The organism is Pseudodonghicola xiamenensis DSM 18339 (genome assembly GCF_000429365.1).
Classification (GTDB): Bacteria; Pseudomonadota; Alphaproteobacteria; order Rhodobacterales; family Rhodobacteraceae; genus Pseudodonghicola; species Pseudodonghicola xiamenensis.
Window position 1 is genome coordinate 1 of the sequence record NZ_AUBS01000009.1, and the last position, 12,863, is coordinate 12,863.

The window sequence follows — 12,863 nt, forward strand, 5'->3', positions numbered from 1 at the left end:
CCCTTATTCGGATTGGTGGTCATAGCACAAGCGAAACACCCGGTCCCTTCCCGAACCCGGCCGTTAAGCGCTGTCGCGCCAATGGTACTGCGTCTTAAGACGTGGGAGAGTAGGTCGCCGCCAGTCCTAATAAGCGCTCTAATTCCTCTCTATAGCGATCAATATCCCAATATATGTCGGTAAGCTCCAGGTTGCAGCTAGATGGTTGTCGACCTCTCATGCCGTTGCGCAGATCCCGTGCGCGCACTCCCCCCACACAGCCCTCCGGAAACCTATCCTCCCTCTTGGGACGGCTCTTTTTCTGGCCGAAAATATCCCGGGGCAGGGCAGCCTCAGCCAGGCCGCCGGCAGGCCACACAGCCGTCCCTGAAACCCTCTGAATCCCATGAATGTGCAGCCGCCGCCTTATCCCCTCCCGGAGACGCAAGCCACCACCGCTGCCCTCCAAAAAACCGATCACGCACACCCTGACTTGCTCACAAAGCTAGACGCACTCCGCGGTCGACGGTGACGAATATCAGTTTCATGATAGATATTATGAAGAGGGAAGGACGGTCCGATCGCCATTTGAAGCCCCGGGCGCATGGTGGCCAAGGGCAATGGTCGCAGCTCGGGGATTGCCTAGCCTTACGGCTAGCAGTTCCTGGCAAGTCTTAAAGGGAAAATGGTAGCGGAGGAGGGACTTGAACCCCCGACACGCGGATTATGATTCCGCTGCTCTAACCAACTGAGCTACTCCGCCATGGGTGCACGCGATTTAGGGGAGACAGCGGAGGGGGTCAAGCGGGAATTTGTCATTTTCGACAATGTTTTTTCGCTCCGTATCTTCGGCAGCCTCTGGGCGTCATGCGGCATTTGCCGCCCTGTCTGCAACACGCCAGATGAAGTCGGCGCAAAGTTCGGGCGCGGTGATCGGCAGCATGTGGCCGCGCCCCGGCACGGCTTCATAATGCAGGCCAAAGGCGGTCATCACCTTGCCCTGGCTTTCTGGCGGCAGCAGGTTGTCTTCAGCGCCGAACAAGACCCCGCCGGGGGTCTTCAGCTCGTTCGCATAGCGCTGCTCCTGCGACAGGATGTTGCCGACCGCTTCCATATAGTCCGCCGAGGCGGCGATAAAACCCTTGGGTCGAAGCCCCAGGGCGCCGCCACCGCGAGCGAGGAAATCCTCGGGCCAGGTTTCCGGGCGAAACACCTCGGTCAAAACGGTGACGGCGGTGCGTTGTGCCAGTGGGGCCGCGATGGTGTGGCCAATCAGGTGCCGCAGTGGCACAGAACTGACGTCAAGCCCGCGGAAGGCATTCATTTCATCGGGCTGGCGGTGTGTGAGCGGGCTGATCAGCGCCAGCGCTGCGGTGCGTTCCGGGCGCTCCAGCGCCATGGCGAGCGCTACGGCCCCACCCAGAGAATGGCCGACAAGAACCGGGTTTTCAATTTGCAGCGCATCGAGACATTCATGAATCATTCGGGCCTGTTCCGGCAAGGCGGCGAGCTTGTCGTGATCGCGTTCGGAATACCCGCAACCGGGCCGGTCCAGGACGATAACACGCCATTGCTTTTCCAGCAGGGGGGCAATGCCATAGGTGAAATGTTGCAACTGCCCGGACAACCCGTGGATCAGTACCACCGGTGGGGCATCGCGCGGTCCGAGGTCCAGATAGTGGATCGCGCCGCCGCGAACCGGCTGCATCTGTCCCAGACGTGGCACCATTTTTTCGGCCTTGCGGCTGAGCGCGGCGGTCCAGATGCAGCCGCCGAGCAGCAGCAGCGCGAAGATGGCGAGTGGAATTAACAGGATGCTCAGGGCAAAGGACATGGGCTTCGAGATCCTTTCTGCGGGAGGCGTGGGCCGTGGGACGCGGTGAGCAAGTCCGACGTCGATCTGTGGGGGCGGTTGCGCCGATGGCGAGACGAGGGGCAGAGCGTGTTCGTTTGTCTGGCGGTCATTTCCGGCCTGCAGGCGGCTCGCTCGGGGACAAGCCTCTGCATGGCTCCATACTGTCCGGAGGGAATATCACCGACCTCTTGGAGCCGGCTGGCGATACCTGTGCTCCTGTCCCCGATCGCCGCGAGAATCGCGATATCGGGGGCCGCCGCGCGGACGTGTTCGCATCGCCAGGAGCTGGTCACGAAAGGCGTTGCTGACGATGAGAATATCGCTCGGAAGGGCTCCGTCATCCTGGGTTGCTTTCTCTGCGCCATGCACAACCTTACCGCTAAATCCCTTTGTGGGAAGCCGGATTCGGCATTGTGGTGAACCAGAGACTTATTCTGCCTCGAGAGCGCTCAGGTCGGGGCGCGGCAGCCAGTCCAGCAGGCGAAAGACCGCCGCGCGGCAGGCGGGGCCGGGCCAGTCGGCGGGAAAGAACGCTGTGGGCAGGTCGGGTTGCCGCAGCACGACCCGGCGCCAGCGATGGACGATCAGCATCCGCAGCGTGGCAGTCTGCAGCGGAGAGAGATCGGCGGCAGACGCCGGCAACAGCCGTTCCGCCTGGCTCAGGGCAGTGAGCAACCCCTGCGCCGCGTCAAAAAGTTCAGGCGGGCAGACCCGGGTTCGCACCCAGTCAGGCACGGCATCGGGGCAGCAGCTCAGGACCAGCAACTCTTTGCAATCCTCGGGCAGGGGGCCCGACCCCAGTGCCACGGTGCGGCTCAGGCTGAAATAATCCCGTGTCGGTAGAAGGTCGTCCAGCGGGATTTGGCCGGCGCTGTCTTCGGCGATCAGCAGATGCCAGTCCTTTGCGGCCGGGGGGGCGGGGGTATAGATGCGGGGACTGACCTCAGCGCTGCGGGCGCGGCCGAAATCGGTCAGGAAATGTTCGCTGACGCGCCCCTGGCGGGCGCTGTCGATCCAGCCGTCCTTGCGCAGCCGGTGCAGCGCCACGCGGATCGCCTCGGGTTTGATGCCGGTCGGCATGATGATCCGCGACAGCGCGCCGCCGCTCAGCCGGTCGCCGGGGGCCTGCGCCAGATCACCGAATAACGAGACGATGATCGACCAGACCCGCTGGTTTTGCGGGTCGGTGAGGGTCTGGATGGCGGAGGCAAACCAATTGTCAGGCGTATCTTTCATGCGCGACAGATTAGCGGTGCCGCCGCGCCGCCACCATCCTCAAATCGCCCGGGCTCTGACCGGGCGCACCGCGTCAGAAGGCGTTCATCGTCAGCAATTCGTATTCCGCGACCTGTTCGTCATTCTGATTGGTCAGTGTCACGGTCCATCGCACTTCACCGTATTCCTCGGTGCGCGGTGTCTTCTGCTTGACCGTCAGCCGCACCTTGATGCTGTCGCCCGGCACCACCGGTTTCATGAACCGCAGGGAATCGAGCCCGGTATTGGCCAGCACCGGCCCTTCGGTCGGCTCGACGAACAGCCCGGCCGCGAAGCTGAGCAGCAGATAGCCATGCGCCACCCGGCCGGGGAAGAACGGGTTCCGTTTCGCCGCCTCTTCATCCATGTGGGCATAGAAGGTGTCCCCGGTGAATTCGGCGAAATGTTCGATGTCCTGCACCGACACGACGCGCGGGGCACTGTGCAATGTTTCGCCGATGGCAAGCTCGCCATAGTGGCGGGTGAAGGGATGCGCCGGCCCCTTGATCTCGGTCGCGCCGGGCACCCATTTGTTGCCGATCGCCGCGAGCATGTCGGGGGAGCCCTGGATCGCGGTGCGCTGCATGTAATGCATGACGCCGCGAATGCCGCCCATCTCCTCGCCGCCGCCGGCGCGGCCGGGGCCGCCATGGATCATATGGGGCAGGGGAGAGCCGTGGCCGGTCGATTCCTTCATCGACACCCGGTCGTTGATATAGATGCGCCCGTGATAGGCCGCAGCCCCCAGCACCACCTGCCGCGCGACGGCTGGATCATGGGTGATCAGCGAGGCGACCAGCGATCCCTGGCCGCGTTTGGCGATGTCGATGGCGTGGTCCAGATCGCGATAGCCCATGATGGTCGACACCGGGCCGAAGGCCTCGGTATCATGCACGCGCTCGGCGCGGTCGGGATCGGCGCAATGGAACAGCATCGGCGGCAGGAAGGCGCCGGCATCGGCCCCCTCGACGGTGAAGTTTTCCGGGTCGCCGAACACCCGCTCGGCCTCCGCCCCGATCAGGGCGACCTTGGCCAGCACGTCGGCCTTCTGCCCGGCCGAGACCAGCGCGCCCATGCGGGTGCCCTCCAGCCGCGGATCGCCGATCACCACTTTCGACAGCCGCTCGCGCAGCGCCTCGATCACCGCGCCGACCTGCGCCTCGGGCGCCAGGATGCGGCGGATCGCGGTGCATTTCTGCCCCGCCTTGACGGTCATCTCGCGGCTGACCTCCTTGATGAACAGATCGAACTCCGGCGTGCCCGGAACCGCGTCGGGGCCGAGGATCGAGGCGTTCAGACTGTCCTGTTCGGCGACGAAACGGACTGAATTTTCAAGGATGTTCCTGTTCGACCGCAGCATCAGCGCGGTTTCGGCGGAACCGGTGAAGCTGACCACATCCTGCATGCCCAGCCGGTCGAGCATGTCGCCCAGCCCCCCGGTGACGAGCTGCAGCGCGCCCTCGGGCAAAAGGCCGCTTTCATGCATCAGCCGCACCGCCAGTTCGGTGACATAGCAGCTGTTGGTGGCGGGCTTCACGATCGCCGGCACACCTGCCAGCAGGGTGGGGGCCAGCTTTTCCAGCATGCCCCAGACCGGGAAGTTGAAGGCGTTGATATGAACCGCAACGCCCTGCAGCGAGGTGCAGATATGCTGCCCCAGGAACTGGCCGGTGCGGCCCAGCACCTCGACCCCGCCGTCGAGATAGATGGTATCATCCGGCATCTCGCGCCGGCCTTTCGAGGCGAAGACATAAAGCGTGCCGATGCCGCCATCGATGTCGATCAGATGGTCGGACTGGGTGGCGCCGGTGTCGAAGGAGATATCGTAAAGCGCCTGCTTGTGGCGGTTCAGATGTTGCCCCAGCGCTTTCAGCATGCGGGCGCGTTGATGAAAGGTCATCGCCCGCAGGGCCGGGCCGCCCTTGCCGCGCGCATAATCCAGCATGCCTTGCACGTCGAGCGCGTCGTTGCCTGCCTCGGCGATCACCGCGCCGGTGATGGCGCTGCTGATCCTATGCGCCCCGGCGCCGGGCGCCACCCATTCGCCGGCGGCAAAGCTGGCGATCTGTTGAATGCTCATGACGGTCCTCCCGTTCTCGTCCCTCAGCGCCGCGCTTCTCAAGGCGGCGATCCCTCGATTCAATATATTGACCGTCCGGTCGGTTTATGCAAGAAATTTGTCCAGGGAGAGGCCCGCATCCGGTTCGGATCGCGGGTGTTGCATGGAGAGACAAGGGGTGAGGAGAGGATGTCAGACACGATTCTGACCACGGATCACGGCACTTGGGTCGAGATCACGCTGAACCGGCCGGAACGGCTGAACAGTTTCACCGAAGAGATGCACCATGCCCTGCGCATCGCGCTGGAAGCCGCGCGGGACGGTGGCAAACGGGCGGTGCTGCTGACCGGCGCCGGGCGTGGCTTTTGCGCCGGCCAGGATCTGGGCGACCGCGATCCGCGCAAGATGGATGGGCCGCCCGATCTGGGCCACACCGTGCGGACCTTCTATGCGCCGCTGGTCAATCTGATCCGGTCGCTGCATTTCCCGGTGATCTGTGCGGTCAACGGTGTCGCCGCCGGTGCTGGTGCCAATCTGGCGCTGGCCTGCGACATGGTTCTGGCCGCCGAGAGCGCCAGGTTCATCCAGTCCTTTTCCAAGGTCGGTCTGATCCCGGACACGGGGGGGAGCTGGCACCTGCCCCGCCTGCTGGGGGAGGCGCGCGCCAAGGGGCTGGCCTTTACCGCCCAGACCCTGAGCGCCCGGAAGGCCGAGGATTGGGGACTGATCTGGAAGGCGCTGCCCGACGATCAACTGATGGCAGAGGCCCGCGCCTTGGCCGAAGGCTTTGCCAACGGCCCGACGCTGGGGCTGGGGCTGACCAAACACTGCATCCAGGCCGCCGCGACCGATACGCTGAGCCAGCATCTGGAACTTGAGGCCGATGCGATGAAGACCTGCGGCGAAAGCGCCGATTACGCCGAGGGCGTCGCCGCGTTTCTGGACAAGCGCGTGCCCGTGTTCCGGGGGGAATGAGGATGACACCGCAAGAGCGCGCCGAAAGATCGGCCAAGGCGATGTGGGCCGAGGATCATGCTTCGCAATGGGCGGGGATGTCCGTTGTTTCTGTGGCGGAGGGCCGCGCGGTCCTGGAGCTCACTGTCGCGCGGCATCATTGCAACGGCCACGGCATATGCCATGGCGGGGTGATCTTCATGCTGGCCGACAGTGCCTTTGCCTTCGCCTGCAACAGCAGAAATCAGGCCACCGTGGCGCAGCACAATCTGATCAGCTTTCTCTCCCCGGGGCGGCTGGGGGACAGGCTGACGGCCACCGCCGAGGAAATCAGCCTGACCGGACGCAGTGGAATGTATGACGTGAAGGTCACCAGCCAGACCGGGCAGGTGATCGCCGAATTTCGCGGCATGTCCCGCGCCATCAAGGGGCAGCTTTTCGACGAGGACGCCGCAAGCTGACCGCCCGCCGGTGGAGGAGCCGGCAGGGCATCAGGACAAGAGTTTAGGCGAGGAGGACGCCATGAAGGATCTCACCCCCAACAAAACCGATCTGGACCCGATCGAAATCGCCTCACGCGATGAAATCGAGACGTTGCAGCTTGATCGGCTGAAATGGTCACTGCGCCATGCCTATGACAATGTGCCGATGTACCGCGCGCGCTTCGATGCCGCCGGGGTGCACCCGGATGATTTGAAACAGCTTTCCGATCTGGCGAAGTTCCCCTTCACCTACAAGAATGACCTGCGTGATCATTACCCCTTCGGTCTGTTCGCGGTGCCGCGGGAGCAGATCGTGCGGCTGCATGCTTCATCGGGCACCACCGGCAAGCCGACCGTGGTGGGCTATACCCAGCGCGATATCGACAATTGGGCCGATCTGGTGGCCCGCTCGCTGCGCGCCTCGGGGCTCAGGCGGGGCGACATCGTGCATAATGCCTATGGCTATGGGCTGTTCACCGGCGGGCTTGGCGCGCATTACGGCATCGAGCGGCTCGGCGCCACGGTGGTGCCGATGAGCGGCGGGCAAACCGAAAAGCAGGTGAGCCTGATCAATGATTTCCAGCCCGATGGGATCATGGTGACGCCGTCTTACATGCTCAACATCCTAGAACAATTTCACAAGGCGGGGCTGGACCCGCGCGCCTCTTCGCTGTCGGTGGGCATCTTCGGGGCGGAACCCTGGACCGACGCCATGCGCAAGGAGGTCGAAGACGCCTTCGACATGCACGCGGTCGATATCTATGGCCTGTCCGAGATCATGGGGCCGGGTGTCGCCAACGAATGCGTCGAGACCAAGGATGGCCCGGTGATCTGGGAGGATCACTTCTATCCCGAGATCATCAACCCCGAGACCGGTGAGCCGGTGGCGGATGGCGAGATGGGTGAGCTGGTCTTCACCACGCTGACCAAGGAAGGTTTGCCGATGATCCGCTATCGCACCCGCGACCTGACCCGGCTGCTGCCGGGGACCGCGCGGTCGATGCGGCGGATGGCCAAGATCACAGGCCGGTCGGACGACATGATGATCCTGCGCGGCGTCAATGTCTTTCCCACCCAGATCGAGGAACAGGTGATCGCCACGGGCGGGCTGACCAATCATTTCCAGATCGAACTCTATCGCTCTGGCCGTATGGATGCCATGCGCGTCCATGTCGAGGCGGCGACCGACAGCACTGACGAGATGTCTAAAACCGCGGCTGCCCGCATGCTCTACAAACGGATCAAGGATGTGGTAGGGATTTCGACCGAAATCGACGTCCGCAATCCGGGTGAGGTTGAACGATCCCAGGGGAAAGCGGTACGGGTCGTCGATAACCGCCTGAAGGAGTGAACATTGGCCAGAACCATCGCCAAGGACCACGATCACAAACGCACCCAGATCCTCAAGGCGGCGGCCAAGGTCTTTGCCGAGGAGGGGTTCGATCGAGCCTCGATGACCAAGCTGGCCAAGGAATGCGGCATCTCAAAGGCCAATATCTACCACTATTATGACAGCAAGGATGCGATCCTCTACGACATTCTGGACAGCTACCTGTCCAGTCTGCGCGACCGTATCCTTGCAGTCGATACCGAGGGGCTGAGCCCCCAGGACCGGTTGCGCCGGGTGCTGCGCGAAATCCTGCGCGCCTATCAGGGGGCGGATCACGAACATCAGGTTCAGATCAGCGCCCTGTCCGCTCTGCCGGAGGAACAGCAGGATCAGATGCGGGCCTATCAGCGGGATATGGTCAAATTCATGGGGCAATGCCTGCATGATCTGGCGCCGGATGTTTTCTCGGCTCATCCCGAGAAATTGCGGGGGGCCACGATGTCGGTCTATGGCATGCTGAACTGGTATTTCATGTGGAATTCCGGGGCTGAGGAGCAGGAAAGAGACGATTACGCCAATCTCGTTTGCGACCTGACCCTGCATGGTGTCCCTGGTCTCTGAGTGGGGGCGGCGCGGGGGCGGCGGCTGTGCAACGGGCAATTTGATAAAAAGTCTGCGTCCGGGATGGGGCGATTGGCGGGTTACCTCTCGCTTTTTCGTCCGCAGAGGGCTTATCGTTCGGATCAGACCAGGACGGTCGATTCAGATTGGACCGTGAGGCCCGTACAACGATTGAAGGAAGGCTCTCCCATGACCCTTAAACCGAATTCGCCGGAGGCGCGCGACGCCGCCTATCACATGCACAGCTATACCAACGCCCGGGCGCTGGAAAAGGACGGCCCGCTGGTGCTGGAGAGTGGCGAAGGTATCCGTGTCACCGACAACACCGGCAAGACCTATATCGAGGGCATGGCCGGCCTGTGGAGCGTGGCGGTCGGTTTCAACGAAAAGCGTCTGGTCGATGTGGCTGCTGCGCAGATGAGCAAGCTGCCCTATTACCACAACTTCACCGCGCGGTCGCATGGTCCGGTCATCGACCTGGCTGAAAAGCTGATCAGCATAGCGCCGGTGCCGATGAGCAAGGTGTTTTTCACCAACTCCGGTTCCGAGGCCAATGATACCATCGTCAAGCTGATCTGGTATCGCTCGAACGCAATGGGCAAGCCCGAGAAGAAGAAGATCATCTCGCGCAACCGGGGCTATCACGGTGTGACCGCGCTGTCGGCTTCGCTGACCGGCCTGGTGAACAACCACCGCTCCTTCGACCTGCCGTTCCCGGGCATTCTGCACACCACTTGCCCGCATTACTGGAAAGAGGGCCAGGAGGGTGAGACCGAGGAACAGTTCGCGTCCCGCTGCGCCGCCGATCTGGAGGCGATGATCCTGGCCGAAGGGCCCGACACCGTCGCCGCCTTCATCGGCGAGCCGGTGATGGGCGCGGGTGGTGTCGTGGTGCCGCCGGCGACCTATTGGGAGAAAATCCAAGAGGTTCTGGCGAAATACGACATCCTGCTGATCGCCGACGAGGTGATCTGTGGCTTCGGCCGGACCGGCAAAATGTTCGGCACCGAAACCTTTGGGATCAAGCCGGACATCATGACGATGTCCAAGCAGATCACTTCGTCCTACTTCCCGTTCTCGGCGCTAATGATGAATGATCGCGTCTATGACCCGATCGCCGATGAAAGCAACAAGATCGGGGTTCTGGGCCATGGCTATACCGGGGCCGCGCACCCGGTCGGCGCCGCCATCGCGCTGGAGAACCTGAAGATCATCGAAGAACGCGGCCTGGTCGACAATGCCGCCGCCATGGGGGCGATCCTGCGCAAGGGGCTGGATGATCTGACCTCGAACCCGCTGGTCGGCGAATCCCGTGGCGTTGGCCTGATCGCTGCGCTGGAGCTGGTCGCTCCCGAAGGGTCGGACCTCACTGTCGGTCAGCTTGGCGCCAAGATGTCTGGCTATATGATGGAAAACGGCCTGATTTCGCGCGCGATCGGCGATGCAACGGCCTTCTGCCCGCCGATGATCATCACCGAGGCTGAAGTGAAGGAAATGCTGGACATCACCAGCAAGAGCCTGGAGCAACTGACCGCCGAACTCATCGGCTGATCCGGCGCTCCCGGTCATTCATCAGGCGGCTTCGGTTCCCGGAGCCGCCTTTTTCATGCCCACCGGATCACTTGCCCAGCTTGTCGGCGAAGAAACGGGTCAGGTTTTCCCAGGACCGGCGGCTTGCGGCCGCGCTGAAGGCCATGCCGGGGGCATTAGCGGCGGGGTTGGTGAAGGCGTGGCCTGTGTGGCCGAAGGCCAGCAATTGCCAGTCGGGACAGATCTCGGTCATCTCGGCGGCGAAGGCTTTCACCGCCTCGGGCGGTGCCAGCGGATCGTCCCAGCCATGACAAGCCAGCACCGCCGCTTTCATCTGCTGTCGCGGCATCGGTGGTGCATCGAACAGCCCGTGCAGCGACACGGCGGCGCGCAGGTCGGCTCCGGTGCGGGCCAGGTCGAGCGTGATCTTGCCGCCGAAGCAATAGCCCATGGCGCCGATCCGGGCCGGATCGACCATCGGCAGGCTTTTGATTTCGTCGAAGGCAGCGGTGATGCGCTTGGCGATCAGCGGCCGGTCGGCGTTCAGCGCCCGCATCCATTCGCTCGCCTGCTCGGGCCCGCTGGCCTGGGCACCCTCGCCGTAATAGTCGACCGCCAGCACGACATAGCCGAGCACGGCAAGCTCCTCGGCGCGTTCGACCTCGAAATTGCCAAGGCCGCCGAAGGCGGGGATGACCAGAATGCCGGGCCGCTGGCCGCTGCCGTCCTCGTCATAGACGAGCCGGCCGATGAACTGGGTGTCGCCGTCGGAATAGGTATGGGGTGTGCTGATGATCATGGGAATGGCCCTCGCCTGTGGTCTGGTTCGGGGGAACCTTAGAAATCACCGGGGCGGGGGCAAGGGGGATCGCTCGCCCAGCCCCAGCGATCGCGATAGGGGCCGGGCGTCATCGTGTTGGGTGCCTGTCGATCAGGCCGGTGCGTTCAGCCCCAGCCGCACCAGAACCGCGTGGGTCTCGGCCTCCCAACGCGCCTTCAGCTCGGCGTTGGGGACATGGCGCAGCCCCATCGCCCTGAGGCTGTCGGCCTTGGCCGAAGCGGTGGCGCCGAAGCTTGCGGCGACGCGCGGCCACCAATAGGCGAGGCTCGCCTCGATCTCCGCAGTCTCGCCGTTGGCGATCAGCTTGGCGATCCCTTCCTCGGCCAGCTCGGCATGGTGCGCCTCGACCGGGGCGATGGCGCGGAAGGCCTCGGCCAGTGGCTGATAGGAGAGCTGGGCGAAATCTGCCATCTGCACTGCTACCGCGCGGCTCATCAGCAGGTTCATGGTGACCGCATCGGTCCAGCCCATCAGCGGATAGTTGAAAACCGCCAGCCGCATATCGTGTTCGCCGCGCGTCGCGCCGATGTCGGCCTCGCGCGTCAGCCGTGCGGTCCAGGGGTGATGGGTGGCGTAGCGGTCGGTGTCGGCGCCGAAATCCCCCATGATCCGCAGCACCTGGCCAGCATGATCGGTCTTTTCCAGCACGATCCTGGCCGCCGCGATCCGTTCCTTGATGCCGGGCCCCTGGTTGATGATATCGGCAAAGCCGGCGGCCCCCGCCAGTTCGCTGTCGACGAAACTTGCCATCAGCTTCATCAGCTCGGCGCGATAGCGCGGCGGCACGTTGGCGGGATTGCTCAGTACCCCGCCCTGGGCCAGATACTCCTCGATCCGCATCTCTTCGGTCATGGTCTCACCTCCCTCGGTCTCGGGGTTACTGGTCGTAATCGACAATGACGCGGTCGGTCAGCGGATAGGACTGGCACGACAGGACATAGCCCTTCTCGACCTCGTAATCCTCCAGCGCGTGGTTGGCGATCATCTCGACCTCGCCCTCCAGCACTCGGCAGCGGCAGGTGGAGCAGACCCCGGCCTTGCAGGCATAGGGCGCATCCATCGCGTTTTGCAGCGCGGCATCGAGGATCGAGGTATCCTTGCCCATGGTCACGGTCTGGGTGGCGCCATCGAGCGTGATCGCCGCCGTGGTCTGGTTGGCACTTCTGATGGCCTCCTTGCTGACAATCTTGCGCGCCAACCGGCCCGGCTGGGCCGAGGCGAACAGCTCGAACTTGATCTGCGCGTCGCTCAGCCCGTGATCGCGCAGCGCCGCGGCGATGCCCAGCATCATCGGTTCAGGCCCGCAGATGAAGGCGGTGTCCACGTTTTCGATATCGATCCAGTGCTTGAACAGCTCGCCGCATTTCTCCCGCGTCACCAGCCCGGTGAACAGGTCGATCTCCTGCGCGTCGCTCTCAAGGATATGGATGACGTTCAGCCGGCCCATATAGAGGTTCTTCAGATCCTCCAGCTCCTCGCGGAACATGATCGTGTTCACGCCCTTGTTGGCATAGACCAGCGTGAAGGCGGATTTCGGTTCGCGCGCCAGCACGGTTTTCAGGATCGACAGCACCGGCGTGATGCCCGAGCCGCCGGCAAAGCCCAGATATTGCCGCCCGGCGCCTGCATCCAGGGGCGTGTGGAAGCCGCCCATTGGCGACATCGCCTGCAGCCTGTCGCCGACCTTCAGATCCTCATTGGCCCAGGTCGAAAAGGCGCCGCCGTCGACCCGCTTGATGCCGACCTGCAAGACGCCTTCATCCTTGCCGGCGCAGATCGAATAGCTGCGCCTGAGCTCCTCGCCATCGAAATCGCGGCGGAAGGTCAGATATTGGCCTTGGATGAAGTCAAAGGCGGCCTCGTCGCCGGCCTGCGGTTTCAGCGTGACGACCACCGCGTCGCGGATGGTCTTGTGAATATCGGTGACGGTCAGGTCATGAAAACGCGCCATCTGCTTC

At 63.4% G+C, this 12,863-nt stretch carries 11 protein-coding genes, 1 tRNA gene and 1 rRNA gene; 6 read left to right on the top strand and 7 right to left on the bottom strand.

The annotated features are described in order from the left end of the window. Positions 1–11: 11 nt before the first annotated feature. Positions 12–126 (top strand): 5S ribosomal RNA (rrf, locus tag G455_RS0111100). Positions 127–665: 539 nt separating this feature from the next. Here the strand turns inward: rrf and G455_RS0111105 are convergent. From G455_RS0111105 to paaZ, 4 genes are all read right to left on the bottom strand, one after another. Further along, positions 666–742: transfer RNA gene (locus tag G455_RS0111105), tRNA-Met, on the bottom strand. 102 nt (positions 743–844) lie between these two features. Then, positions 845–1,813 carry an alpha/beta fold hydrolase gene (locus G455_RS0111110; protein WP_028093775.1) on the bottom strand — a complete coding sequence of 323 codons (969 nt, stop codon included), beginning with the start codon at positions 1,811–1,813 and terminating at the stop codon, positions 845–847. A gap of 450 nt (positions 1,814–2,263) precedes the next feature. Next, positions 2,264–3,070 (bottom strand): PaaX family transcriptional regulator C-terminal domain-containing protein, encoded by an 807-nt coding sequence (locus G455_RS0111115; protein ID WP_028093776.1) that lies wholly within the window; start codon positions 3,068–3,070, stop codon positions 2,264–2,266. A 73-nt stretch (positions 3,071–3,143) separates the two neighbouring features. Next, complete coding sequence (paaZ, locus tag G455_RS0111120; RefSeq protein WP_028093777.1) at positions 3,144–5,168, bottom strand: phenylacetic acid degradation bifunctional protein PaaZ; 2,025 nt, start codon at positions 5,166–5,168, stop codon at positions 3,144–3,146. Between the two features lie 168 nt (positions 5,169–5,336). On the opposite strand from paaZ, the gene paaG reads away from it, so the two are divergent. From paaG to G455_RS0111145, 5 genes are all read left to right on the top strand, one after another. Then, positions 5,337–6,122 (top strand): 2-(1,2-epoxy-1,2-dihydrophenyl)acetyl-CoA isomerase PaaG, encoded by a 786-nt coding sequence (gene paaG / locus G455_RS0111125; protein ID WP_028093778.1) that lies wholly within the window; start codon positions 5,337–5,339, stop codon positions 6,120–6,122. Positions 6,123–6,124: 2 nt separating this feature from the next. After that, positions 6,125–6,562 (top strand): hydroxyphenylacetyl-CoA thioesterase PaaI, encoded by a 438-nt coding sequence (gene paaI, locus G455_RS0111130; RefSeq protein WP_028093779.1) that lies wholly within the window; start codon positions 6,125–6,127, stop codon positions 6,560–6,562. A gap of 61 nt (positions 6,563–6,623) precedes the next feature. Continuing rightward, positions 6,624–7,934: a phenylacetate--CoA ligase PaaK gene (paaK, locus tag G455_RS0111135; protein ID WP_028093780.1), complete on the top strand. Its 1,311-nt coding sequence runs from the start codon at positions 6,624–6,626 to the stop codon at positions 7,932–7,934. A gap of 3 nt (positions 7,935–7,937) precedes the next feature. Then, positions 7,938–8,534: a TetR/AcrR family transcriptional regulator gene (locus tag G455_RS0111140; protein ID WP_028093781.1), complete on the top strand. Its 597-nt coding sequence runs from the start codon at positions 7,938–7,940 to the stop codon at positions 8,532–8,534. A gap of 189 nt (positions 8,535–8,723) precedes the next feature. Next, positions 8,724–10,085 (top strand): aspartate aminotransferase family protein, encoded by a 1,362-nt coding sequence (locus G455_RS0111145; protein ID WP_028093782.1) that lies wholly within the window; start codon positions 8,724–8,726, stop codon positions 10,083–10,085. A gap of 67 nt (positions 10,086–10,152) precedes the next feature. On the opposite strand, the gene G455_RS0111150 is transcribed toward G455_RS0111145, so the two are convergent. The 3 genes from G455_RS0111150 to G455_RS0111160 all read right to left on the bottom strand — a co-directional run bounded on the left by G455_RS0111150 (position 10,153) and on the right by G455_RS0111160 (position 12,856). Beyond that, entirely contained in the window at positions 10,153–10,863 is a 711-nt protein-coding gene (locus tag G455_RS0111150) for a dienelactone hydrolase family protein (protein ID WP_028093783.1), read from the bottom strand. Positions 10,864–10,995: 132 nt separating this feature from the next. Continuing rightward, a complete protein-coding gene (locus tag G455_RS0111155; protein WP_028093784.1) occupies positions 10,996–11,757 on the bottom strand; it encodes a Phenylacetic acid catabolic protein in 762 nt (253 codons plus the stop codon). Between the two features lie 25 nt (positions 11,758–11,782). Then, the gene (locus G455_RS0111160; protein WP_028093785.1) at positions 11,783–12,856 is read right to left on the bottom strand and encodes a 2Fe-2S iron-sulfur cluster-binding protein; all 1,074 of its coding nucleotides are present in this window, start codon (positions 12,854–12,856) and stop codon (positions 11,783–11,785) included. Positions 12,857–12,863: the final 7 nt, after the last annotated feature.